We start from the raw sequence: 22,469 nt of genomic DNA, 5'->3' as shown, positions 1-22,469 counted from the left end.
AGTGACGGCTCGAGCAGGTACGAAAGTAGGTCATAGTGATCCGGTGGTTCTGAATGGAAGGGCCATCGCTCAACGGATAAAAGGTACTCCGGGGATAACAGGCTGATACCGCCCAAGAGTTCATATCGACGGCGGTGTTTGGCACCTCGATGTCGGCTCATCACATCCTGGGGCTGAAGTAGGTCCCAAGGGTACGGCTGTTCGCCGTTTAAAGTGGTACGCGAGCTGGGTTTAGAACGTCGTGAGACAGTTCGGTCCCTATCTGCCATGGGCGTAGGAAAATTGAGAGGGTTTGCTTCTAGTACGAGAGGACCGAAGTGAACGCACCGCTGGTGTACGGGTTGTGATGCCAATTGCATTGCCCGGTAGCTACGTGCGGAATAGATAAGTGCTGAAAGCATCTAAGTACGAAACTAGCCTCGAGATGAGTTTTCCCTGATGAGAATCAGTAAGGTCCGTTTGAGACTAAGACGTAGATAGGTCAGGTGTGTAAGTGTAGTGATACATTGAGCTAACTGATACTAATGAACCGAGAGTCTTAACCTTACAACTCGGAGTTGTTTTGGATTGCGCGAAGTTGAGAGAAGAGAAAATCATCGAAAGATGGTTAAAGAGTGTAGAAACAGTTTGTTCCGGATTGAGGAATTGATGTAAAGATGAGATAATGACATCAGTTGAGAGAAAGAGAAGACAGGATATGTCTGGCGGTAATAGCGCGGTGGTCCCACCTGACCCCATGCCGAACTCAGAAGTGAAACGCCGTAGTGCCGATGGTAGTGTGGGTATTACCCATGTGAGAGTAGGGTGCCGCCAGACTTTTAAATAAGTGCAAGAGCCCAGCAGAGATGCTGGGCTTTTTTGCTATTTACAGAATAACAAATTAAAATCAATCAAACTGACAGTCAGATAGGCATATTTTGAAAGGTCTAAGTTATCTCTATTTTTTAACCAAACACCATTGATGTTACTATTCTTTATCATCTACTTAAATTCAACTTATTGTTTTAATCTAATTTAACAATCATTTAACTCATTAATATTCTAAATTAACTTATAATTTTAATCATTCAAAAAACAGTTTTTATAGAAACAATAGCACTACTGAAAATGGTTAAAACTAATCTGTTTAATAACATATTTCTCGATTAATAGCATTTTTCTATTTATTTATTGCTGTATGTATGAAACAATTTAGCCATATGAAATAGATTTTTTTGAGGTAGTCAGTGATTGATAATGATGGCTACCGTCCAAATGTAGGAATAGTTATTTGTAACCGTTATGGCCAAGTACTTTGGGCTCGTCGTTATGGGCAAAATTCTTGGCAATTTCCTCAGGGCGGAATAAAACAAAACGAAACGCCTGAACAGGCAATGTTTCGAGAATTGAATGAAGAAGTCGGATTATTACCTAAAGATGTAAAAATTTTATCTGTTACCAATGGTTGGCTCAGATATAAATTACCTAAACGTATGATTCGTTGGGAAAATCAACCTGTTTGTATTGGTCAAAAACAAAAATGGTTTTTATTAGAGTTAATTTCTGATAATTCAGTGATTAATCTCAATGTTTCTTCTACACCTGAATTTGATGATTGGAAATGGGTTAATTATTGGTATCCAATTCGACAAGTGATTTCTTTCAAACGTGATGTTTATCGTAGAGCCATGAAAGAATTTTCATTACCCGTATTTGCCATACAAACTGAAGTGGATGTACAAGCAACAAACAGTTCAAACAAAAAAAAATCCAATTATTTTGTTCATAAACGTAAAAATAAACAGCGAACTAAAAGATGAATCAATATTTACAGTTTCCAAATTTCAATCCAATAGCCTTTTCAATTGGACCTATATCTTTGCACTGGTATGGCGCAATGTATCTATTCGGGGTATTGGGTGCCCTTTTTTTAGCCAAAAGGCGAGCAAAAAAAACAAATAGCCAATGGACTATTCCACAAGTTGAAAATTTACTGTTTTGGGGATTTTTAGGTCTTTTCGTGGGTGGGCGATTAGGCTATGTACTCTTTTATAATTTTAATGTTTTTATCAACGATCCCGTATCATTATTTAAAGTTTGGGAAGGCGGGATGTCTTTTCATGGCGGACTGATTGGGGCTATTTGTGTTATTGCAATTTTTGCTAAAATAAACCACAAAACATTTATGCAAGTTGCCGATTTCGTTGCACCTTTAGTGCCAATAGGTTTAATGTTTGGGCGGTTTGGTAATTTTATCAATGGCGAACTATGGGGGCGTGTGACTCATTCTTCAGTCGGGATGCTGTTCCCTACATCATCACATGCGGATTTCATGTTTGTTCAATCACATCCTGAATGGAAAGAACTGTATATTCAATTGCATGGCATACTTCCAAGGCATCCTTCCCAATTATATGAAATGGCTTTTGAAGGTATTGTCTTATTTATTATTTTAAATCTGTTTATTAGAAAGCCAAGGCCAACTGGATCTGTCTCTGGATTATTTTTATTTTGCTACGGTTTATTTAGGTTTGTTATTGAATTTTATCGACAACCCGATGAACAATTAGGCTTATTTTTCAACATCATTAGTATGGGGCAAATTTTATGTTTACCTATGATACTAGGTGGTGCTTTAATTATGTTATATGCATATCGATTTAATCAAAAAGCGAGAAATTCATGAAACAATATTTAGACCTGATGAAAACAATCTTAAATGAGGGCACGCCTAAATCAGATCGCACAGGAACGGGTACGTTATCAATTTTTGGTTATCAAATGAGGTTTGATTTGCAAAAAGGATTTCCATTGGTAACAACAAAAAAATGTCATTTACGTTCAATTATTCATGAATTACTTTGGTTTTTAAAGGGTGATACTAATATCAAGTATTTACAAGATAATAAAGTGACCATTTGGGATGAATGGGCGGATAAGAATGGCAATTTAGGTCCTGTTTATGGAAAACAGTGGCGAGCATGGGGAACAGCTGACGGTAGGCAAGTCGATCAAATATCACAAGTAATTCAACAAATCAAAACAGATCCCGATTCTAGACGTATGATCGTTTCTGCTTGGAATGTTGGAGAGTTAGATCAAATGGCATTAGCACCATGTCATGCTTTTTTCCAATTTTATGTTGCAAATGGAAAACTATCATGCCAACTTTATCAGCGTTCATGTGATGTATTTTTAGGATTACCATTTAATATAGCAAGCTATTCATTGTTAGTGCATATGATTGCTCAACAATGTGATCTTGAAGTGGGGGATTTTGTTTGGACGGGTGGCGATACCCATTTATATTCAAATCATATGGAGCAAACGCATTTACAGCTAAGTCGGGAGCCACGAGCTTTACCAAAACTTAAAATTAGGCGTAAACCGCCCACAATTTTTGATTACGAATTTGAAGATTTTGAAATTGTTGGCTATGATCCTTATCCCGCTATCAAAGCGCCTGTTGCTGTGTAATCGGAATAAATTACTTCAACTGATTTTTATTTTACAAATTAAGTTGTCTAACCTATTGGGATTAATCTGATTAATCCCTAATTTCAAGTTTTAAGCCTCATGTTAACAGTTAGCATAATGAGAAATGAACGTCATTGTTAATTTAGTAATTTGATTTTTCTGCCACCAAAACCAAGATATAGTATATAATAGTTCACTTTGTTATTGATAATAACTTAATCTTTATATGACTCAAAATCAGGAAATTCGCCCAATCTTTACTAAACGTTTATTACACCCACGTTATTGGTTAACATGGTTCGGGATTGGTCTTTTATATCTTATCGTATTATTGCCATATCCAATCATTTATCAATTAGGTAAAGGGTTGGGGTTGCTATCAATGAAAATAATTGGCAAACGTAAAGAAACAGCAAGACAAAATCTAATGCTCTGTTTCCCCGAAAAATCACAGCAAGAACGTGATCAGATGTTGCGTGAAAATTTTATATCAACCGGTTTAGCGATTTTTGAAACGGGTATGGCTTGGTTTTGGTCAAATAAACGATTAGCTAAACAATCTTCTATTGTTGGCGATTCGCATATTACTCAAATACAGCAGGCTGGTAAGGGTGTATTACTAATCGGTATCCATTTTCTCACATTAGAATTAGGTGCTCGTATTTTAGGTATGCATCATCCTGGAGTTGGTGTTTATCGTCCAAATGATAATCCTGTTATGGATTACGTGCAGTTAAAAGGTAGGTTAAAATCTAACAAATATATGTTAGAACGATATAACACTAAAGGAATGATTCGTGCATTAAAGAATGGTGAATTATTATGGTATGCACCAGACCATGATTATGGGCCTAAAAACAGCGTATTTGCGCCTTTCTTTTCTGTCGAAAAGGCAGCAACTACAATAGGTACGCGTATTTTGGTTAAACTTGGTCAACCTGCAATTATCCCTTTTGCTCCCAAACGTGAAAAAAATGGGCATTATACTGTTTATGTTACATCGCAGCTTATTGATTTTCCGATGGACGATGATGTGAAAGCTGCAACGTTTATGAATAAAGCTATTGAGCAAGAAATTTTAAAAGCGCCAGAGCAATATATGTGGTTACATCGAAGATTCAAAACTCGTCCAAAAGGTGAAGCACCATTATATACAGATAGTGTTCAATCCGACTAATACAGCTATTTTTTTAGGATATTTGAAAAAAGAGTTAAAGATACAATATGCAAAAATTAAATAAGGTTATTCTCTATTGCCGTATTGGTTTTGAAAAAGAGTGTGCTGCTGAAATCACAGATAAAGCGGCTCAAAAAGAGATCTTTGGATTTGCTAAAGTTAACGATAATAGTGGCTATGTTGTTTTTGAATGCTATCAAAATGGCGATGCTCAACGCTTAATTCAAGCGTTACCTTTTAGAACACTTATATTTGCACGCCAAATGTTTGTTACAGGCGATCGATTAGTTGATTTGCCAACAGATGATCGTATTACGCCTATTGTTGAAGCGTTAACGGGGTGTATTGATAAAGCCGGCGATTTGCGAGTTGAAGTGGCAGATACTAATGAAGGAAAAGCGTTGGCGGGGTTTTGTCGCAAATTTACTGTTCCGCTTCGGCAAGCGTTAAGAAGTAATCGGATTTTATTAAAAGTTCAAAATCCAACCCGCCCCGTTATTCATGTGTTATTTCTAAATAATAATAGTTGTTATGTTGGTTATTCACTAAGTGAAAATAATTCACCGTTTTATATGGGGATACCTCGGTTAAAATTTCCTGTTGATGCCCCAAGCCGTTCCACATTAAAACTTGAAGAAGCGTTTCATATCTTTATTCCCTATGAAGAATGGGAAGAAAGGCTAAAAGGTGGATTAAATGCTGTTGATTTAGGCGCTTGTCCGGGTGGATGGACATACCAGCTTGTCAAACGAAGTATGATGGTTTATGCCGTTGATAATGGTTCAATGAATCCGAAATTAATGGAAACAGGGCAAGTTAAACATTTTCGAGAAGATGGCTTTAAATTTATGCCTAAAAAGCATAATATTTATTGGTTAGTTTGTGATATGGTTGAAAAACCGACTAAAGTGACAGAGTTAATAACTAAATGGCTTATCAATGGTTGGTGTCGAGAAACAATTTTTAATCTGAAATTACCCATGAAAAAGCGTTATGAAGAAGTAAAACAAAATATACAATTGCTCAATAACATATTAAATGACAATCAAATTAATGTTCAAATTCAAGCAAAACAGCTTTATCATGATCGAGAAGAAATTACCGTTCATGTACAACGAATTTGGGGATAAAAATAATTAATTCTTTGATTGACTGTAGTTAGTTAAAGTAAGTTAATTTTTAGGTAAAAGAAAATACTCTATTAGTCATCAAAATAGTTTATATATTGTTGTCTGTATGGCTTTATATTTGTAGCGAAAAAGCTTAATATTGAGTGATATATGTTCTGATTTAAATCAATGATTAATGTAATTAGCGGTCAAATCGCGGTGAATAGATATTAAAGCAAAAATAGTTGTGATCTTCTATATCCCAAGTAAAAATGCGATAAATTAGCACTATCAAATTTACTAAAAAGTCATTATAAATTGAAAATAAATAGATTATTTTTGAATTTAAATTAAACACATTATCATAACCAAACTAAGTAACAATTAATTAACAACGAATTTAGTGACAACAAATTACACGAGAATAGGTATGAATATAAAACGCTCATTTTACACAATATTAATATCAGTATTATTAGCATTTTTAGTTGGATGTTCAGGGAGCTTTTCAAAAAACGGTTCTGGCTTTGATGAAAGCAAAGATTCGAGTTATTATCTTTCACAAGTCGAAGCAAGTTCTGGAGAAGCTAAAACAAATTGGCAATTGTTAGCTATTCGGGCATTAATTAAAGAAAACAAGCTTTCACAAGCTAACACTCTACTTTCTAAGTTGTCGACAGATCTCAATCCGGAACAAAAAATAGATAAAATTTTATCTCAAGGTGAAATCGCAGTTAGAACAGGAAAACGATTTAAGCTTGATACCTTATCTATTAACGAGCTTAATAATTCACAGTTATATCGATATTACTCCATCAAATTAGCTTTAGACAAAAAAAATATTAATGCTCAAGCACATGACTATATTGAATTAGAAAAATGGTCATCGAAAGATCAGCGTCAACAAGTATTGAGTAGTACATGGAGGTTTTTCAGCAAGTTAAAAAGCGATCAAATGGGTAAAATTGTTTTAGGTACTAATGAAACCATATTGCAAGGTTGGATTGAATTAAGTATCGCTTATCAAACAAGTACACTAAATGGTGCTTCTGAAAATGAAAATTTAAAACAGGCTTTTCATGATTGGGCTATACGATATCCTAACCATCCTGGTAATGGTGTTATTTCAATGTTAACGGGAGAACAAACACTTAATGTTGATAATGAAGGCAAAAAAGTGGCATTGTTATTACCGTTGAGTGGAACTTCACATATATTTGGTGAAACAATCCGTCAAGGCTATTTTGATGCCATGAAGTTTTATCCACAAGAACCACAACAAAATATTGTGACGTTTGATACTGCAAGTGCCTCATTAGATAAATTAATTCAACAAGCTAAAGATGAAGATGTAGAATTAATTGTAGGGCCTTTATTAAAAGGTGATGTTAACTATATCAAGCAATTGGCGCCGGGTATTCCTGTATTAGCATTGAATAAAGTTGAGAATAAATCAGATACCCGCAACAAGATGTGTTATTTTGCATTATCACCTGAAGATGAAGCAAAAGATGCAGCTAATCATATATTTGCACAAAATAAACTAAAACCATTGTTATTAGTCCCACAAAATGAACTTGGTAAACGTGTAGCGCAAAATTTTGCAAAACAGTGGTCTCAACTTTCAGTTAACAGCTCACAAGCTTATGTCCAGTATTTTGGAAATGCTAAAACATTAAGCGATAGCATGAATAAAAATATTGGTATCGAACTTGTTGGTGAGCCTATTGTTCTTAATGATATGCCATCGGAATCAATAAGTTTAGTTGATAATTCTACTGATTTTGATGCAATTTATATCTATTCCTCATACGATGAATTAACGTTGATCAAACCGATGCTGGATATGGGAGCCGATAAACCGATTGGACACTCGTCATCTGCAAGTGTTACGCTATATTCAAGTTCTAAAAGTCATGTCGCAAATGCATCTAATGACTTCTACTATGATTTAAATCAAACGCAATATGCTGAAATTCCGCTTATTTCTAATCAACTTGATACCTCGATCGAGTTGCCGGACAGTATTAAGAAGGATTATTCCTTAATGCGTGTTTATGCAATGGGAATAGATGCTTGGCGTTTAGCAAATCGTTTTAATCAATTAAGTTCAAATCAAACTAATTTTTTAGATGGAATGACAGGTAAATTATCAACGTCAGAACAATGCGAAATAACGCGCGCATTATCATGGCAACAATATTCTAATAGCTCAACTAAATCAGAACCGATTAGTGAATAGAAAAAAAATTGGCGAGCTTTATGAAAATTTGGCTTGCCAGTATCTGCTTGAGCAAGGTTTAACGCTTATAGCTAAAAATAGTCAATTTCGCTTTGGGGAACTTGATTTGGTTATGCGTGACAAGCAATGTCTTGTTTTTATAGAAGTGCGCTATCGAAAAAATGCTCATTTTGGTCATGCAGAAATGACAATAACGCCTAATAAACAAAATAAAATTAAACAGGCAGCGCAACTTTGGATGATCGCGCAAAATTTGAATATTGAAGAAACTGAGTTTCGATTTGATGTTTTTGCTATTACTGGTAAAAGCCAACAATGGATTATTAATGCGTTTTAATATTTAGGTGAAAACGTGCAAGACTTAATTAAAAATTATTTTACAGAAAGTATTCAAACCCAAATTGTGATGGCTGAATCCTTAGGTTCGTCAATTGAAAAAGCCGCTAACATCATCGTTGAAGGATTACTCAATGGTAATAAAATTATGAGTTGTGGTAATGGCTCTTCGGCTGCGAATGTCCAAAGTTTTACTTCTCGATTAATTACCAGTATTGATATTGAAAGACCTAGTATCCCAGCTATCGCGTTAGTGTCTGATAATGTTTTATTAAGTGCGATTAAAAATCATGAAGAGATTTATGCACGCCAAATACAAGCATTGGGGCAACAAGGTGATATATTAATTGTGGCAACTTGCCAAGGGAACAGTAAAGCAATTATCCGAGCTGTACAAGAAGCGGTTATTAAGGATATGAAAATTGTTGCTCTAACGGCTTTTGATGGTGGTGAGGTAATAGGTTTATTAGGTCAAAATGATATTGAAATTAGAATTCCGACCTACAAAAAAGTGATGGCTTATGAGATGCATGCTATGATTTTAAACTGTTTATGCCAATTAATTGAAAATACTTTGTTTAATCATTCTTAATAATGAAAATAAAAACAGTTTAGTTCTGCAATAATAGCGAATAATATGCTATAATTATAAGCTGTTTTAATGATTTATATTAATAAGAGAACTTGGTGTTATGACCGAACTAGCCAAAGAAATAACTCCCGTTAACATTGAAGATGAACTAAAATCCTCTTACCTTGATTATGCTATGTCTGTAATCGTCGGGCGCGCGTTGCCTGATGTTCGTGATGGCTTAAAACCTGTTCACCGACGTGTTTTATTTGCTATGCATGAAGCGGGGTATGATTGGAATAAACCTTATCGAAAATCAGCTCGTGTAGTTGGGGATGTAATCGGTAAATATCATCCGCATGGTGACTCAGCTGTTTATGACACAATTGTACGTATGGCACAGCCATTTTCACTGCGTTATATGCTGGTTGATGGTCAAGGTAACTTCGGATCAGTTGATGGTGATTCGGCAGCAGCAATGCGTTATACCGAAATTCGTATGCAGAAGTTTGCAGGTGCATTATTAACAGATCTTGATAAAGAAACTGTCGATTTTTCACCAAACTATGACGGATCAGAAATGATTCCTGATGTGTTACCAACACGCATTCCTAACTTATTAATTAATGGATCATCAGGAATTGCAGTAGGTATGGCGACCAATATCCCACCGCATAACCTTACAGAAGTTATTAATGGATGTCTGGCTTATATTGAAGATGAAAATATTTCAATTGAAGGGTTAATGGAACATATTCAGGGGCCTGATTTTCCAACCGCAGCATTAATAAACGGTCGTAAAGGCATAGAAAATGCTTATCGTACAGGCCGTGGAATTATTTATATTCGTTCTAAAGCAACCCTTGAAGTTGATGATCACAGTGGTCGTGAAACGATTATTGTTAATGAAATACCCTATCAAGTTAACAAGAAAAAACTCATCGAAAAAATTGCTGAATTAGTCAAAGATAAAAAAGTTGAAGGCATTTCTGCTTTGCGTGATGAATCGGATAAAGATGGTATGCGCATTGTCATAGAAATTAAACGAGATGCGGTTGGTGAAGTTGTACTAAATAATCTTTTCTCATTGACCCAATTACAAGTCTCGTTTGGTATCAATATGGTGGCTTTACATAAAGGTCAACCAAAGCTGTTAAATTTACGTGAAATGATCGAAGCTTTTGTGCTTCATCGTCGTGAAGTTGTAACACGCCGTACTATTTACGAATTGCGTAAAGCGCGTGAACGTGCTCATGTATTAGAAGGTCTAGCGATTGCGCTTGCCAATATTGACCCTGTGATTGAGTTAATTCGAGCAGCTGCAACACCAGCTGAAGCGAAAGGTAAACTTTTATCTCAAGCTTGGCAACTTGGAAATGTTGCGGCAATGCTTGAAAAAGCAGGCGATGATGCTGCTCGTCCAGAAGATTTGGCACCCGAATTCGGTATCCGTGACGGTCACTATTATCTTTCTGAGGCGCAAGCTCAAGCGATTTTAGATCTTCGTTTGCATCGTTTAACCGGACTTGAACATGAAAAAATTCTTGATGAATACAAAGAATTATTAGTTCAAATTGGTGAACTATTATATATTCTGGCAAGTCCTGAAAGATTAATGGAGGTGATACGTGAAGAGCTTGAAGCGATACGCGATCAGTTCCAAGATGCAAGACGAACGGAAATTACGGCAAGTAGTGCGGATATCAATATTGAAGATCTGATTGCACAAGAAGATGTTGTTGTTACTCTTTCTCATCAAGGGTATGTGAAATATCAACCGCTTTCAGACTATGAAGCTCAACGTCGTGGTGGTAAAGGTAAATCAGCAACCAAAATCAAAGAAGAAGATTTTGTTGAAAAATTATTAGTTGCTAATACCCATGATACTATTTTGTGCTTCTCAAGCCGTGGTCGCCTATATTGGATGAAAGTTTATCAATTACCTGAGGCAAGTCGTGGCTCTCGTGGTCGTCCAATTATTAATTTATTACCACTTGAAGAAAATGAACGTATCACTGCAATTTTACCCGTTCGGGAATTTGACGATGAACATTGCGTATTTATGGCGACTGCTCAAGGAACGGTGAAGAAAACTTCCCTTATCGAATTTAGTCGTCCACGTAGTGGTGGTATCATTGCAATCAACTTACGTGATGATGATGAATTAATCGGTGTCGATTTAACGAGCAATGAATCATCAGCCATTGATGATGAAGAATTGAATGATGATGTAGTGATTGAAGACATTGAGTCAGATGATGACGAAATCACTCAAGTTTCTGATACGGAAGACATCATGCTGTTCTCTGCTAATGGTAAAGTTGTTCGCTTCCCTGCTAATAAAGTTCGATCAATGGGGCGTACCGCTGCAGGTGTGCGTGGCATTAAACTTGAAAGTGATGATAAAGTGGTGTCACTTATTGTACCTCGAGGCAATGGTGCGATTTTAACCGCAACGCAAAATGGTTATGGTAAGCGTACTCAACAAGAGCTTTATCCAACAAAATCTCGGGCAACAAAAGGGGTGATTTCGATCAAAGTCAGTGAACGAAATGGCGCTGTGGTTGGTGCCGTACAAGTGGATGAAACTGACCAAATCATGCTAATTACCGATGCTGGAACGTTAGTACGAACACGCGTTTCTGAAGTAAGTATTGTCGGTCGAAATACACAAGGTGTAAGGCTGATTCGCACAGCCGATAACGAAAAAGTTGTGGGGCTACAACGAATAGCTGAAACCGAAGATGATGATGTAGAATCAGCTTCATCGCAGCAGAAAGACGAACTGGATAATTCAGTTCAGGAGTCCGAAGAATAATTTTTAATTATTAAGAAGGATTAGTTATACAGCTAATCCTTTTTTATTTTAGAAAACCTCAAAAAGGAATAGTATTAGATGTCATTTTTAATGAAAAAAATATTATCAAATCTTGCATGGCAAATCTTAATAGCATTAATTCTAGGCGTGGCTGTAGGTGCTTATCTGTTTGAACTTTCTGATTCGAACCATCCTTTGCATTCGGATTACCAATTTTTAATCGTTAATGTCTTTCAACCAGCTGGGGATATTTTTATTAGCTTAATAAAAATGATTGTATTGCCAATTATTCTTAGTACTTTAACGTTAGGTATAGCAGGCATTGGTGGTTCAAAACGTTTAGGAATGCTTGGTTTTAAAACTATTCTTTATTTTGAAATTATTACTACTATTGCTATTTTGTTAGGCCTTTTTTGGGGAAATTTCTTTGCACCTGGTGCGGGAATTGATTCTTCAACGTTAGCCTCAGCAGATATGAGTAAATATACTAAAGCAGCTGAAGAACTTAGCGGTAAACCACATGGTTTAATTGTTATGATTTTAGACATGATTCCGGCTAATATCTTTAAAGCAATGTCTGATGGTGCAGTTTTACCTGTTATCTTCTTCTGTGTCTTTTTTGGCTTAGGCTTAATGTCTTTACCTGATAAACAGCGTGATCCATTTTTATTCTTATTAAAAGTGGTATCAGATACAATGTTTAAAGTAACTAATATGATTATGCGTTACGCACCTATTGGGGTATTTGCATTAATCACGGTAACCGTTGCCAAATATGGATTTGCCTCATTACTGCCATTACTGAAATTGATTTTAACTGTTTATTCAGCAATGATCATATTTACCTTGGTCATATTAGGTTTAGTTTGTAAAATGTGCCGATTTAATATTTTTACCTTATTAAAAATATTAAAAGAAGAACTCGTTATTGCGTTTTCAACAGCAAGCTCTGAAACAGCTTTGCCTAAGATTATTGAAAAAATGGAAGCTTATGGTGCACCGAAAGCAATTACGAGTTTTGTTATCCCTACTGGATATTCATTTAATCTTGATGGTTCAACACTATATCAAAGTATAACTGTTATTTTTCTCGCGCAATTATATGGTATGGATTTAAGCATTCTAGATCAAGTTATCATCGTTATAACATTGATGATAGCGTCAAAAGGGATTGCTGGTGTACCGGGTGCTTCAATTTTGGTACTTTCTGCGACTTTGGGCAGTGTTGGTATACCGCTTGATTATATCGGCTATATCATGGGAGTTGAGCGTATATTAGACATGGGACGCACCGTGGTTAATGTGGTTGGTAATGCCTTAGCGGCTATTGTTATTGCTCGCTGGGAACATGTATTTGATGATAAAAAAGCAAGAGCATATGAGCAAGAATATTTAAAATAAGACATCATTTAATTTATAAAGCTTTAGTTGAAACTGGAGCTTTTTTATTAATTTATCTAATCTAATTTTCACAATTATAGATATAAAAAAACCCAGCTTAGCTGGGTTTTTTATTTGAAAGTAAAATTATTTAATTTTAGCTTCTTTATAGATAACATGCTGACGAACAACAGGATCGTATTTTTTGATCTCCATTTTTTCAGGCATGGTTCTTTTGTTTTTGCTAGTGGTATAAAAATGACCTGTACCAGCAGAAGAAACTAATCTAATTTTTTCGCGTACACCTTTTGCCATGATAGGGTTTCCTTATTAGTACTTTTCACCACGGGCACGAAGTTCAGCTAAAACTGCATCAATACCCTTTTTATCGATAGTACGCATACCTTTAGCTGATACACGTAATTTTACAAAACGTTTTTCACTCTCAATCCAAAAACGGTGAGTTTGAAGATTTGGTAGAAAACGACGTTTAGTAGCATTCATCGCATGAGAACGATTATTCCCTACTAAAGGTTTTTTTCCTGTTACTTGGCATACTCGTGACATGTCAATAATTCTCCGAAATTTCTATGCTTAAGCCCTGGGCGTAATATGTTAATGGAATTAACCTCGTCAGGCTTTTAGTTTGCTGCAGCTCTATTTGAGAAGCAGTCTCACCTCTCACACTACACCCACAATAATGAGGTAGCGAAGTATACGCTTTTATCGGCAAATTCTCAAGTATTATCTTGTTTAAGAAAAAAATAAGTTTAAATTTAACAGAGTTAAAAAAATACAAATATTGTGTTAATGGAAAATTCTCCTATACTGTTTTTTGTATAACTAAGTAAAGAGAGTTTGATGACATGAATCTTAAACAACTAAAATATTTCCAAGTGCTTGCTAAAACTCAACATTATACATTAACATCAGAATATTTTTCAATCAGTCAGCCAAGCCTTAGTCATTCTATATCAGAACTGGAAAAAGAGGTTAGAATTAAGTTATTTCAAAAAAGAGGCCGAAATGTTGAACTAACAAAAGAAGGAAAACAATATCTTACTTATGTAGAACAAGCACTAACGGCATTATCAGAAGGCGAACAGTTTGTTAAAGAGTTAACCAGTGTTTCACATGGTCATATTGGACTTGCTTTTATCTATTCTATTAGTTCCATTTATATTCCAAAAATTATCAAGGCATTTTTAGCTCAACCTGAAAATAAAGACATTACTTTCTCTTTTTATGAAGGAATGTCACAAAATATCATTGAAGGATTAAGAGACAAAAAATACGAGATAGCTATCTGTTCACGTTTACAAGATGAACCAGATGTTCACTTTCAAAAGTTAACTAAACAAGAATTAGTTTTTATTATTTCTAATGATCATCCTTTATCTAAGCGTAAAAAACTTGATTTAAAAGACTTAATTAACGAACCCCTTATTTTATTTACAGAGCGAAGTGGGATGAAAAGTGTGATCGATGACATGTTAAATAAAACGGGCATAAAGCCGAATATAGCTTGTCATGTTGAAACAGAAAGCGCCATGATGGGATTAGTATCGATTAATTATGGTATTGGTATTATGCCAAGAGTACATATACCTGAAGAGTTCAATGTAACATTAGTACCAATGAGTAAAAATTATCAAAAAAGGGATATATTTATTGCGACAATGGAAAATAGACCATTATTACCGGCAGCGCAGAAGTTTTATCATTTCTTAATTGAACACAGTGATGATGCGATTTTTGGTCGATAAATTTTATCAACTAGCCTGAATTTATTGTAGGGGTTTGACATATCAGAATAATGATAAGGTTTGTGATGTAATAAAGCTTATCAATGATCGATTTTCATCAAAAAATATAGAAAAAGTTTATTATCGATGAATTTTCTAATCAATTTAACATTGCTTATACTCATTAAATTTAAATTCTATATATTAAACAAATTTTTATAAAACAAATCATTAAAGGTATCTATAATTTTAGAAAAAATGATTTAATTTTATAATAAATATGCTTTAATACAATGAATGACAGAATTTATTTATTCGGTTTAATTTTCTAACTTTCAAGGAGATTACATGAGCCAGTTCACGCCTTATAGTATTTACGGCATTATCGGTTATCCTTTAGGACATAGTTTGAGTCCACTAATTCATACCACATCATTTCAAGATTATGGCATTCCAGCGGTTTTGGTTCCATTTTCAACACCACCTGAAGATATTCCTACGCTTTTTAAATCTGTAAAATTATTAAATATTCGTGGGTTATGTGTCACAATTCCACATAAGCAAGCTATTATTCCTTATTTAGATGAAGTGACTGAACATGTCAAAAAAGCAGGCGCCGCAAATCTAGTTTATTGGGATGGTGATAAGCTTTGTGGCGATAACACAGATATTGTTGGTTTTATGCAACCTCTTCAAGAAAAGCAGCTACCGTCACAATACAAAAAAGTGCTATTACTTGGCGCAGGTGGTGCAGCTCGAGCTGCGGTAGTTGGCTTACATGATCTAGGTTATACCGATATTACTGTAACGGATATTGTAACAGATTTGCCGTCAGAACTTGCCAAAGAATTTAATCTAAAAACAGTTGCTTGGGAAGACCGTGATAAAGTTGAAGCACAAATTATTATCAATTCTACGCCATTAGGTATGAAAGGTAAATTTGAAGACCAAACACCTTATGAACACTCTTGGTTCAAAGGAAAAGGTATTGCATATGACATTGTGTATACTCCCTATCATACTCGTTTTAGACAAGAAGCTGAAAAAGCGGGATGGGAATCAATTTCGGGACGAGAAATGTTTATCGGTCAAGCTAATGCCCAATTCAAAATTTGGACAGGAAAAGATTTATCTGATCGGGCAAAACAAGCTGTTATAGATGCTTTAGCTGAAAAATAAGCATTTAGTAAAAAATTAAACACATTGAATCATTTTGCATTATTAAATGTGTTTGATAAAACGATTTATACAATTTGCTGAAAAATTCTAATTTTCGATTTTAATTGGTTTTTATTCTATTGTATAAATTTAGTCTGTTATTAGAAGGAGTAATTATGACTAACCTAGAATTGCAAGCTTATCGCCGTTTTCTTATGTTAAAAGTGCCAGAAGCAAGCGAATATATTGGTAAAACTGATGCAAAAACTTGGCACGATTGGGAAAAAGGCATAGAGCCTGTACCGGAATTTGTGGGTAATGCAATGAAAGCGCTAAAAAAACTTCGTACTGATAAAGTAAATATTATTATCAATAGTATTAATGATAGAGTTGGAAGTAATACTATTCGTTATTTCATGACATTTGAAGAATTTAAAAAGGTAAACCCAGATCTCGATGTTATACAATGGCGCTTACATCAATCAATTGCAACGGAACTCTATTTTCGTGGTTTAGAAAAACTCTGTTAGTAGATTATAGAATAATATAAATTTATAAAGTGAACAGAATAAAGGGTGTAAATTTTTATTTACAAAAAATTGATAAAATATTAAATTAAATTCATAAAAATCAATGCCGTTTGTTTTGATAAACAATATGTAAAAAAATTGTTGCAAAAGCTGAAGTGAATCACTAGCATAGTGTTATATTTTTCAATCTGTAAATATGAAAGGATCCAATATGAATAAGACAATTTTTTTAGTTGGTGCAAGAGCAGCAGGTAAAACAACTATAGGAAAAATGCTTGCAAATAAGCTGTCATTTTCTTTTGTTGATACAGATTGCCATTTACTGGAAACTACCCAAAAAACCGTTGCAGAAATTGTCGAAAAAGAAGGTTGGGAAGGATTTAGAGCAAGAGAGAGTCAAGTCCTGATTGATACGTCCAAACCGTCACGTGTTATCGCAACTGGAGGTGGGATGGTATTAGCTGAACATAATCGTGACTTCATGAAACAAAATGGAACAGTGATCTTTTTATCTGCTCCAGCAGCAACGTTAGCCGGACGCTTAATGAAAGATCCTAATGTTGCTCAAAGACCATCCTTAACAGGCTTATCCATTATTGATGAAATGGAAAAAGTATTAGCAGATAGATTGCCTTTATATCATGATGCAGCACATCATGTGATCAATGTTGATCAAGATGAAAGTCAAATTCTTAGTGAAATTCTTCAAATTTTGCAGAACTAATATAATATTTTTTCCTTTCTTCCAAAGTGCCCCATTTAATGTGGCATTTTTTATAAAAAAGAATAAATTCTTAAAATACTACAGAATAAATTTAACCAACATTAAAGTTTAGCAATAAAATTATACTTATCTCTTTTAGATTCAGATTGATGATTGTATATTGAAAGCAATTATAGTTTTATATTTTTAATTTTTAGCTATGGAGTACTACTAATGGATAATCGAAAGGTCAATTCTTATGGGATTGTCAGCTCTATTTACGCAAATTACATTATACAAAGTATTGCTTTAATCGTAATCATGCAATTTTCAAGTGATCTTTCAAAACAACTTAATACTGATATTGTTGGACTTGGCTATGTCGCTTCTGGTATCGGGATAGGAAAAATATCTTTGATGTTTGCTGGTGGAATCTTGTCAGATTTATTGGGTCGTAAACTTTTTATCTATTTAGGCATGGCATGCTATATAATCTTTTTTGTGGGCATGACTTTTTGCACTGATATTCATATCGCCTTTTTTCTCGCTATTGCTATTGGGGCTGGAAACTCATGTTTAGATACTGGTTCTATGCCTACATTAACTGAGTGTTTCCCTCGATCAGCAGGTTCTGCTAGCGTATTGATTAAAGCATTTATCTCAATTGGAACATTAATATTACCTTTTATCGTTACTTTTTTTGGTGAATATCATATTTGGTATGGTTGGGCATTTCTTTCTTTTGCGGCCTTTTTAATAATCAATGGAATTTTGCTTGCACCAACTCAATTTCCTCATAGAGATACTGCTATTATAGGGTGTGAAGAAACTGATAATTATTTTAAAGATACCCCAAAATTTGCTATTGAAGGTGTACTATTAATTATTATGGGGTTTACCACCACCACAACATTTTTGGTCATTTCACAATGGTTGCCAACCATAGCGGTTCAAGGAGTGAATATGAATGAATTTGATGCTAACCAGTTAATTAGCTATTATAGCGCAGCATCAATTATTTCTGTATTTGTTACTGCCTTTATAGTTAAACATTTTTTAAAACCAATAAATTGTATCATTATTCTTCCTGCTCTATCCGCTCTGGTGCTCATTCTTTTCTATTTCAATATATCTTCGACGATGTGTTTTTTTGTTGCTATTGGAATGGGGGTTACAGCTGCAGGTGGTGTACTTCAATTAACATTAGTGGTCATGCAACAATTATTTCCAACACGTAAAGGTCTTGCCGTTGGTAGTATGTATACTTTTAGCGGGTTCTCTTTTATTGTTATTCCATTGATAGTACCTAAATTAGCGAAAATTGATGTACGTTATGCCATATTAACCGATTTTGTTATGGCGTTGACGAGTGTGGTATTAGCGATGATTGTCTATTTCCGTTTTATCAAAGTGATAGATATGAAAAAAATTTAAAACTCAATGTTATTTACATTATGAGTAAAATTTATTTTAGTGTTTTAAAATTAATTTAAACAAGAAATAATAGATGAAAAATAGATATTTAGTCACTTCGATCTTTTTTTATATAAACGACTTTTTGCATGGAATGGGGCAATAATACTCGTTTTTTTAGTGCATTACTTAAATTCATTCTCAGTTTAAAAAGCATACGATAATGGTATGCTTTTTTTATACATTGATTTCGGTTTTCGTTACCGCTTTTAATCATATTTTGATAAACAGAACATTGTTAAATACAAGTTTTTTATGTTGTTGCTTAACTTGGGATTTGATCTTGTCAAAATTTTATCAAATATTGCTTGCTTATTGTTCACAAATAAATAAAAATACAAAAAATGTGAATAAATATTCAATTTGGGTGATTGCGAAAATGAAAGAGCGAACAACCGAGTTAGTTGAAGGGTTAAGGCACTCTGCGCCTTATATCAATGCCCATCATGGTAAAACCTTTGTCATTCTGTTAACTGGTGCTGTACTAAAAAGCAATAATTATTCAAGTATTATTAGTGATATTGGATTATTGTATAGTCTTGGAATCAAATTGGTTATTGTCAATGGTGCACGTAATCAAATTGATGAATCACTTAAAAATCACAACATTGAGCCGAAATACCACAAAAACACCCGAATTACAGATGCCGTTACGTTGGATATCATTAAGCAAGTAACTGGTATGTTGCAACTGAATATTACTGCCAGTTTATCAATGAGTTTAAATAATACCCCATTACAAGGTGCTCATATTAATGTTGTCAGCGGTAACTTTGTTATAGCTCAACCCTTAGGAATAGATGAGGGAATTGATTATTGCCATACAGGTAAAATTCGTCGTATTAATAGTGAGGCAATTGATGATCAACTTAATCGAGGTTCGATTGTGCTATTAGGGCCGGTTGGTGTATCGGTGACAGGAGAAAGCTTTAATTTAGCTTCAGAAGATGTCGCTGCCGAAGTGGCGATTCGAGTCAAAGCTGATAAGTTAATCAGCTTTTGTGCTGAGCAAGGTGTACTTGATGAACAAGGTAAAGTTATTACTGACCTTTTTCCAATTGATGCTGACAACTATGTCAATTGTAAACAGCAATTAGGTAAATATCTATCCAGTGAGGCTCGCTTTTTGAAAGCCGCTTCAAAAGCCTGTCGAAATGGCGTTAGGCGAAGTCATTTAGTTAGCTATCTAATTGATGGCGCTATTTTGCAAGAACTATTTTCACGTGATGGTATAGGAACGCAAGTTGCTAAAGAACATTCTGAGCAAATTCGCTTAGCGACCATTAACGATATTGGTGGTATTTTAGAATTGATTCGTCCGTTAGAAGAACAAGGTATTTTAGTCAAGCGTTCACGAGAGCAATTGGAAATGGAGATTGATAAATTTACGATTATTGAGCGTGACAATATGACTATCGGTTGTGCAGCGCTTTATCCTTATCAGGAAGAAAAAATGGGTGAAATGGCATGTGTTGCCATTCATCCTGATTATCGCAATTCATCCAGAGGTGATTTGTTGATTAGCACGGTTGCAAGTAGAGCGCAAAATTTAGGACTTAATAAAATCTTTGTGCTAACAACGCGTAGTATTCATTGGTTTAGAGAAAAGGGCTTTAACCCAGCAGAAGTCGATGATTTACCGATTAAAAAAAAGCTACTTTATAACTATCAACGCAACTCCAAAATTTTAATGCTTGATATTATTTGAATTCTTTTCTTAGAATCAGGATGATAGTATTAGTAAGTAGCGTTGTGTAAAATTTGCATGGTGAATGTTTTTTTAAGATAAAAGCCACGTGGACGTGTTAAAATAGTTTGACCATTTTCTCCCACCGCTTCGGTTAAAGCTTTACCGTTTGCCGCTTTAGGTCTTATTTGTAAATAAGTACCATAATGCGCGGTAATTTTTTCAACATGACCTAATGCAATCATATCCATCAGTTCTTGCCAATCTTGTTTGAGTTGCTGTTCTTGTTCTTTTGAGGGTATCCATAAAATAGGACTACCAACTTTACGATTGGCAAGTGGGATAGATCTTTCCCCTTCGATTGGGATCCAAAGTACTTTAGATAATTTATATCTCACATGACTTGTTTCCCAAATTACACCATGATTGGCCATTAATGGTGCGACACTGACAAAGGTCGTTTCTAATGGTTTTCCATGCATATCAATTGGAATTGTTTTTAGTTCGATGCCCAAATTAATAAAGTCCCGTTCAGCTTTACTACCCGCATTAGCGCCCAAAAACGTTTCAATAAGATTGCCAACCCATCCTTTTTGTTTAGTCAAATTGTCAGGAATTGGCATGCCTAAATATTGAGCAATTTCACCAAATGTATATCCAGCAACAAGTTTTGCTCGATCTAATAACTCTTGTTCACTGTTTGGAAAAAATATTGCCATCTAGAAACGATACTATCTAATAAATATGTACATAGCTAAAATAATAAAGGATTAGCTTAATTTTTCAACCCATACTGCGTAAGCTTGAATAATTGATGAAAGAAATTCTCGGGTTTTTTCTGCAATATTGCCATTCGCATCGAAAGCGGCACTGATACCACCAATATAAGCTTCAGGCTGTTGTAAAGTTGGCATATCAAGAAAAACTAGTGACTGACGTAGTTGATGATTAGCGCCAAAACCGCCAATTGCACCTTGTGATACCGAAATTACAGTGGCTGGTTTTTTTGCCCAGACATTTTTACCATAAGGACGTGAGCCGACATCAATTGCATTTTTAATCACAGCAGGTAAACCTCGGTTATATTCAGGTGTGACAAAAATTACGCCTTGGCAATCCGCTATTTCGTTGCGAAATAAAGTGTAAGATGCTGGTGGGGTATCGGTATCAATATCTTCATTATAAAAGGGAAGATCGCCAATTTCGATTAAATATAAGGAAAGTGAAGAAGGGGCAATTTCTTTAAGGATTTTAGCTACTTTTAAATTATATGAACCTTTACGTAAACTACCGACGAGTACTGCAATTTTTTTACTCATTTTGGGTCCCCTTAAATTGAAAATAAAGAGACACCATGAGTGCCTCTTATTTAAGATAAATACAGATCATTACGGTGTTTTAATGTCCTGATGAGTCCAATTTACGTCCTGTTTCAAATAGGAACCAAGCTCGTCTTTCAGATTGGTCAATCCATTCTTCAATTAAGCTTGCAGTTGCTGAATCATTGTATTTATCACAAATATCATGAGCAACACGCATCCGTTCAGTTAATCTAATATTATCTTGGCAAAGTTCAGCAAGCATATCAGACGGCTCAACGAAATCTGCATTATTATCAGAAATACTTTGTAATTTAGAGATGTGACTAATTGAACGCAAAGTTGTTCCGCCCAATTTACGTACGCGTTCAGCAATAGGATCGGTCATTGCAAATAGTTGATCTCCATGATCGTCTAACATTAAATGGTAATCACGAAAATGTGGACCACTGACATGCCAATGGAAGTTTTTAGTTTTTAAATACAAAGCAAAGACATCTGCTAATACAGAGTTCATTGCTCCAGAGATATCTTTAGACGCTTTTTGACCTAAATCAGTTGGAAATAAAATTGCAGATTGTTGTAGTCTTTTTGCAGTAGCTGTACTTTTGGCAGATAAGGGTTTTTTTGTAGTCGTTTTTTTGGAAGTAGTACTTTTAGCCATCTAATATTCTCCTATAGGTGAATTGTAAAAATTGCTTAACTTTCCTATACCAAATTACGCCAAGTCTTAACTAAAGTCCAATCAAAATGAGCTATTTTTAA

The 22,469-nt window shown here is 34.8% G+C and carries 21 protein-coding genes and 2 rRNA genes; 18 read left to right on the top strand and 5 right to left on the bottom strand.

The features are described from left to right. The 12 genes from A9G10_RS04550 to gltP form a co-directional block, all read left to right on the top strand. Positions 1 to 546 (top strand): 23S ribosomal RNA (locus tag A9G10_RS04550); the annotation flags it as partial. A gap of 154 nt (positions 547 to 700) precedes the next feature. Next, positions 701 to 816: ribosomal RNA gene (rrf, locus tag A9G10_RS04545) — 5S ribosomal RNA — on the top strand. Between the two features lie 410 nt (positions 817 to 1,226). Next, the gene (gene rppH / locus A9G10_RS04540) at positions 1,227 to 1,799 is read left to right on the top strand and encodes an RNA pyrophosphohydrolase (RefSeq protein WP_065558435.1); all 573 of its coding nucleotides are present in this window, start codon (positions 1,227 to 1,229) and stop codon (positions 1,797 to 1,799) included. Continuing rightward, positions 1,796 to 2,665: a prolipoprotein diacylglyceryl transferase gene (lgt, locus tag A9G10_RS04535; protein WP_065558434.1), complete on the top strand. Its 870-nt coding sequence runs from the start codon at positions 1,796 to 1,798 to the stop codon at positions 2,663 to 2,665. Before rppH ends, lgt begins: the two co-directional genes overlap by 4 nt. After that, entirely contained in the window at positions 2,662 to 3,456 is a 795-nt protein-coding gene (thyA, locus tag A9G10_RS04530; RefSeq protein ID WP_065558433.1) for a thymidylate synthase, read from the top strand. Before lgt ends, thyA begins: the two co-directional genes overlap by 4 nt. 226 nt (positions 3,457 to 3,682) lie before the next feature. Continuing rightward, complete coding sequence (lpxL, locus tag A9G10_RS04525; RefSeq protein ID WP_065558432.1) at positions 3,683 to 4,633, top strand: LpxL/LpxP family Kdo(2)-lipid IV(A) lauroyl/palmitoleoyl acyltransferase; 951 nt, start codon at positions 3,683 to 3,685, stop codon at positions 4,631 to 4,633. Positions 4,634 to 4,680: 47 nt separating this feature from the next. Then, entirely contained in the window at positions 4,681 to 5,763 is a 1,083-nt protein-coding gene (rlmM, locus tag A9G10_RS04520) for a 23S rRNA (cytidine(2498)-2'-O)-methyltransferase RlmM (protein WP_065558431.1), read from the top strand. Between the two features lie 409 nt (positions 5,764 to 6,172). Continuing rightward, positions 6,173 to 7,984 carry a penicillin-binding protein activator gene (locus tag A9G10_RS04515; protein ID WP_065558430.1) on the top strand — a complete coding sequence of 604 codons (1,812 nt, stop codon included), beginning with the start codon at positions 6,173 to 6,175 and terminating at the stop codon, positions 7,982 to 7,984. After that, on the top strand, positions 7,977 to 8,321 hold the full coding sequence (locus tag A9G10_RS04510; protein WP_081299038.1) for a YraN family protein: 345 nt from the start codon (positions 7,977 to 7,979) through the stop codon (positions 8,319 to 8,321). The genes A9G10_RS04515 and A9G10_RS04510 overlap by 8 nt, the downstream gene beginning before the upstream one ends. Positions 8,322 to 8,336: 15 nt before the next feature. Continuing rightward, the gene (locus tag A9G10_RS04505; protein WP_065558428.1) at positions 8,337 to 8,912 is read left to right on the top strand and encodes an SIS domain-containing protein; all 576 of its coding nucleotides are present in this window, start codon (positions 8,337 to 8,339) and stop codon (positions 8,910 to 8,912) included. 100 nt (positions 8,913 to 9,012) lie between these two features. After that, complete coding sequence (gyrA, locus tag A9G10_RS04500; RefSeq protein WP_065558427.1) at positions 9,013 to 11,709, top strand: DNA topoisomerase (ATP-hydrolyzing) subunit A; 2,697 nt, start codon at positions 9,013 to 9,015, stop codon at positions 11,707 to 11,709. Between the two features lie 90 nt (positions 11,710 to 11,799). Further along, positions 11,800 to 13,110, top strand: coding sequence for a glutamate/aspartate:proton symporter GltP (gltP, locus tag A9G10_RS04495; protein WP_065558439.1), 1,311 nt, complete (start codon positions 11,800 to 11,802; stop codon positions 13,108 to 13,110). A 126-nt stretch (positions 13,111 to 13,236) separates the two neighbouring features. Here the strand turns inward: gltP and rpmG are convergent, their stop codons facing one another. Together rpmG and rpmB are read right to left on the bottom strand one after the other, a co-directional pair. Then, positions 13,237 to 13,404: a 50S ribosomal protein L33 gene (gene rpmG, locus A9G10_RS04490; RefSeq protein ID WP_025314526.1), complete on the bottom strand. Its 168-nt coding sequence runs from the start codon at positions 13,402 to 13,404 to the stop codon at positions 13,237 to 13,239. A gap of 15 nt (positions 13,405 to 13,419) precedes the next feature. Next, positions 13,420 to 13,656 carry a 50S ribosomal protein L28 gene (gene rpmB / locus A9G10_RS04485; RefSeq protein ID WP_065558426.1) on the bottom strand — a complete coding sequence of 79 codons (237 nt, stop codon included), beginning with the start codon at positions 13,654 to 13,656 and terminating at the stop codon, positions 13,420 to 13,422. A 299-nt stretch (positions 13,657 to 13,955) separates the two neighbouring features. On the opposite strand from rpmB, the gene A9G10_RS04480 reads away from it, so the two are divergent. The 6 genes from A9G10_RS04480 (at position 13,956) to argA (ending at position 20,406) form a co-directional block, all read left to right on the top strand. Beyond that, entirely contained in the window at positions 13,956 to 14,855 is a 900-nt protein-coding gene (locus A9G10_RS04480) for a LysR family transcriptional regulator (RefSeq protein ID WP_065558425.1), read from the top strand. Positions 14,856 to 15,182: 327 nt separating this feature from the next. Next, positions 15,183 to 16,013 (top strand): shikimate dehydrogenase, encoded by an 831-nt coding sequence (aroE, locus tag A9G10_RS04475; RefSeq protein WP_065558424.1) that lies wholly within the window; start codon positions 15,183 to 15,185, stop codon positions 16,011 to 16,013. A gap of 155 nt (positions 16,014 to 16,168) precedes the next feature. After that, positions 16,169 to 16,522 (top strand): Aca2/YdiL-like domain-containing protein, encoded by a 354-nt coding sequence (locus A9G10_RS04470; RefSeq protein WP_065558423.1) that lies wholly within the window; start codon positions 16,169 to 16,171, stop codon positions 16,520 to 16,522. A 211-nt stretch (positions 16,523 to 16,733) separates the two neighbouring features. Continuing rightward, the gene (aroL, locus tag A9G10_RS04465) at positions 16,734 to 17,246 is read left to right on the top strand and encodes a shikimate kinase AroL (protein WP_065558422.1); all 513 of its coding nucleotides are present in this window, start codon (positions 16,734 to 16,736) and stop codon (positions 17,244 to 17,246) included. A 213-nt stretch (positions 17,247 to 17,459) separates the two neighbouring features. Continuing rightward, positions 17,460 to 18,659, top strand: a complete 1,200-nt coding sequence (locus A9G10_RS04460) for an MFS transporter (RefSeq protein ID WP_065558421.1) — start codon at positions 17,460 to 17,462, stop codon at positions 18,657 to 18,659. A gap of 418 nt (positions 18,660 to 19,077) precedes the next feature. Further along, the gene (gene argA, locus A9G10_RS04455; RefSeq protein WP_065558438.1) at positions 19,078 to 20,406 is read left to right on the top strand and encodes an amino-acid N-acetyltransferase; all 1,329 of its coding nucleotides are present in this window, start codon (positions 19,078 to 19,080) and stop codon (positions 20,404 to 20,406) included. Between the two features lie 29 nt (positions 20,407 to 20,435). Here argA and mutH read toward each other — a convergent pair whose 3' ends face one another. The 3 genes from mutH to A9G10_RS04440 form a co-directional block, all read right to left on the bottom strand. Beyond that, complete coding sequence (gene mutH / locus A9G10_RS04450; protein ID WP_065558420.1) at positions 20,436 to 21,104, bottom strand: DNA mismatch repair endonuclease MutH; 669 nt, start codon at positions 21,102 to 21,104, stop codon at positions 20,436 to 20,438. A gap of 51 nt (positions 21,105 to 21,155) precedes the next feature. Continuing rightward, positions 21,156 to 21,704: an NADPH-dependent FMN reductase gene (locus tag A9G10_RS04445; protein ID WP_065558419.1), complete on the bottom strand. Its 549-nt coding sequence runs from the start codon at positions 21,702 to 21,704 to the stop codon at positions 21,156 to 21,158. 79 nt (positions 21,705 to 21,783) lie between these two features. Next, the gene (locus A9G10_RS04440) at positions 21,784 to 22,368 is read right to left on the bottom strand and encodes a Dps family protein (protein ID WP_065558418.1); all 585 of its coding nucleotides are present in this window, start codon (positions 22,366 to 22,368) and stop codon (positions 21,784 to 21,786) included. Positions 22,369 to 22,469: the final 101 nt, after the last annotated feature.

Source organism: Gilliamella sp. wkB308 (genome assembly GCF_001690185.1).
Taxonomy (GTDB): domain Bacteria; phylum Pseudomonadota; class Gammaproteobacteria; order Enterobacterales; family Orbaceae; genus Gilliamella; species Gilliamella apicola_I.
This window is presented reverse-complemented; position numbering and strand designations above follow the sequence as displayed.

Bases quoted from the DNA above. Each gene is read 5' to 3' on its own strand.
- argA (WP_065558438.1), top strand. From the start codon at position 19,078: ATGAAAGAGCGAACAACCGAGTTAGTTGAAGGGTTAAGGCACTCTGCG.
- lpxL (WP_065558432.1), top strand. From the start codon at position 3,683: ATGACTCAAAATCAGGAAATTCGCCCAATCTTTACTAAACGTTTATTA.
- lgt (WP_065558434.1), top strand. From the start codon at position 1,796: ATGAATCAATATTTACAGTTTCCAAATTTCAATCCAATAGCCTTTTCA.
- A9G10_RS04445 (WP_065558419.1), bottom strand. From the start codon at position 21,704: ATGAGTAAAAAAATTGCAGTACTCGTCGGTAGTTTACGTAAAGGTTCA.
- gyrA (WP_065558427.1), top strand. From the start codon at position 9,013: ATGACCGAACTAGCCAAAGAAATAACTCCCGTTAACATTGAAGATGAA.
- thyA (WP_065558433.1), top strand. From the start codon at position 2,662: ATGAAACAATATTTAGACCTGATGAAAACAATCTTAAATGAGGGCACG.
- rpmG (WP_025314526.1), bottom strand. From the start codon at position 13,404: ATGGCAAAAGGTGTACGCGAAAAAATTAGATTAGTTTCTTCTGCTGGT.
- gltP (WP_065558439.1), top strand. From the start codon at position 11,800: ATGAAAAAAATATTATCAAATCTTGCATGGCAAATCTTAATAGCATTA.
- mutH (WP_065558420.1), bottom strand. From the start codon at position 21,104: ATGGCAATATTTTTTCCAAACAGTGAACAAGAGTTATTAGATCGAGCA.
- A9G10_RS04470 (WP_065558423.1), top strand. From the start codon at position 16,169: ATGACTAACCTAGAATTGCAAGCTTATCGCCGTTTTCTTATGTTAAAA.
- A9G10_RS04460 (WP_065558421.1), top strand. From the start codon at position 17,460: ATGGATAATCGAAAGGTCAATTCTTATGGGATTGTCAGCTCTATTTAC.
- A9G10_RS04440 (WP_065558418.1), bottom strand. From the start codon at position 22,368: ATGGCTAAAAGTACTACTTCCAAAAAAACGACTACAAAAAAACCCTTA.
- rlmM (WP_065558431.1), top strand. From the start codon at position 4,681: ATGCAAAAATTAAATAAGGTTATTCTCTATTGCCGTATTGGTTTTGAA.
- A9G10_RS04480 (WP_065558425.1), top strand. From the start codon at position 13,956: ATGAATCTTAAACAACTAAAATATTTCCAAGTGCTTGCTAAAACTCAA.
- rpmB (WP_065558426.1), bottom strand. From the start codon at position 13,656: ATGTCACGAGTATGCCAAGTAACAGGAAAAAAACCTTTAGTAGGGAAT.
- aroL (WP_065558422.1), top strand. From the start codon at position 16,734: ATGAATAAGACAATTTTTTTAGTTGGTGCAAGAGCAGCAGGTAAAACA.
- aroE (WP_065558424.1), top strand. From the start codon at position 15,183: ATGAGCCAGTTCACGCCTTATAGTATTTACGGCATTATCGGTTATCCT.
- A9G10_RS04515 (WP_065558430.1), top strand. From the start codon at position 6,173: ATGAATATAAAACGCTCATTTTACACAATATTAATATCAGTATTATTA.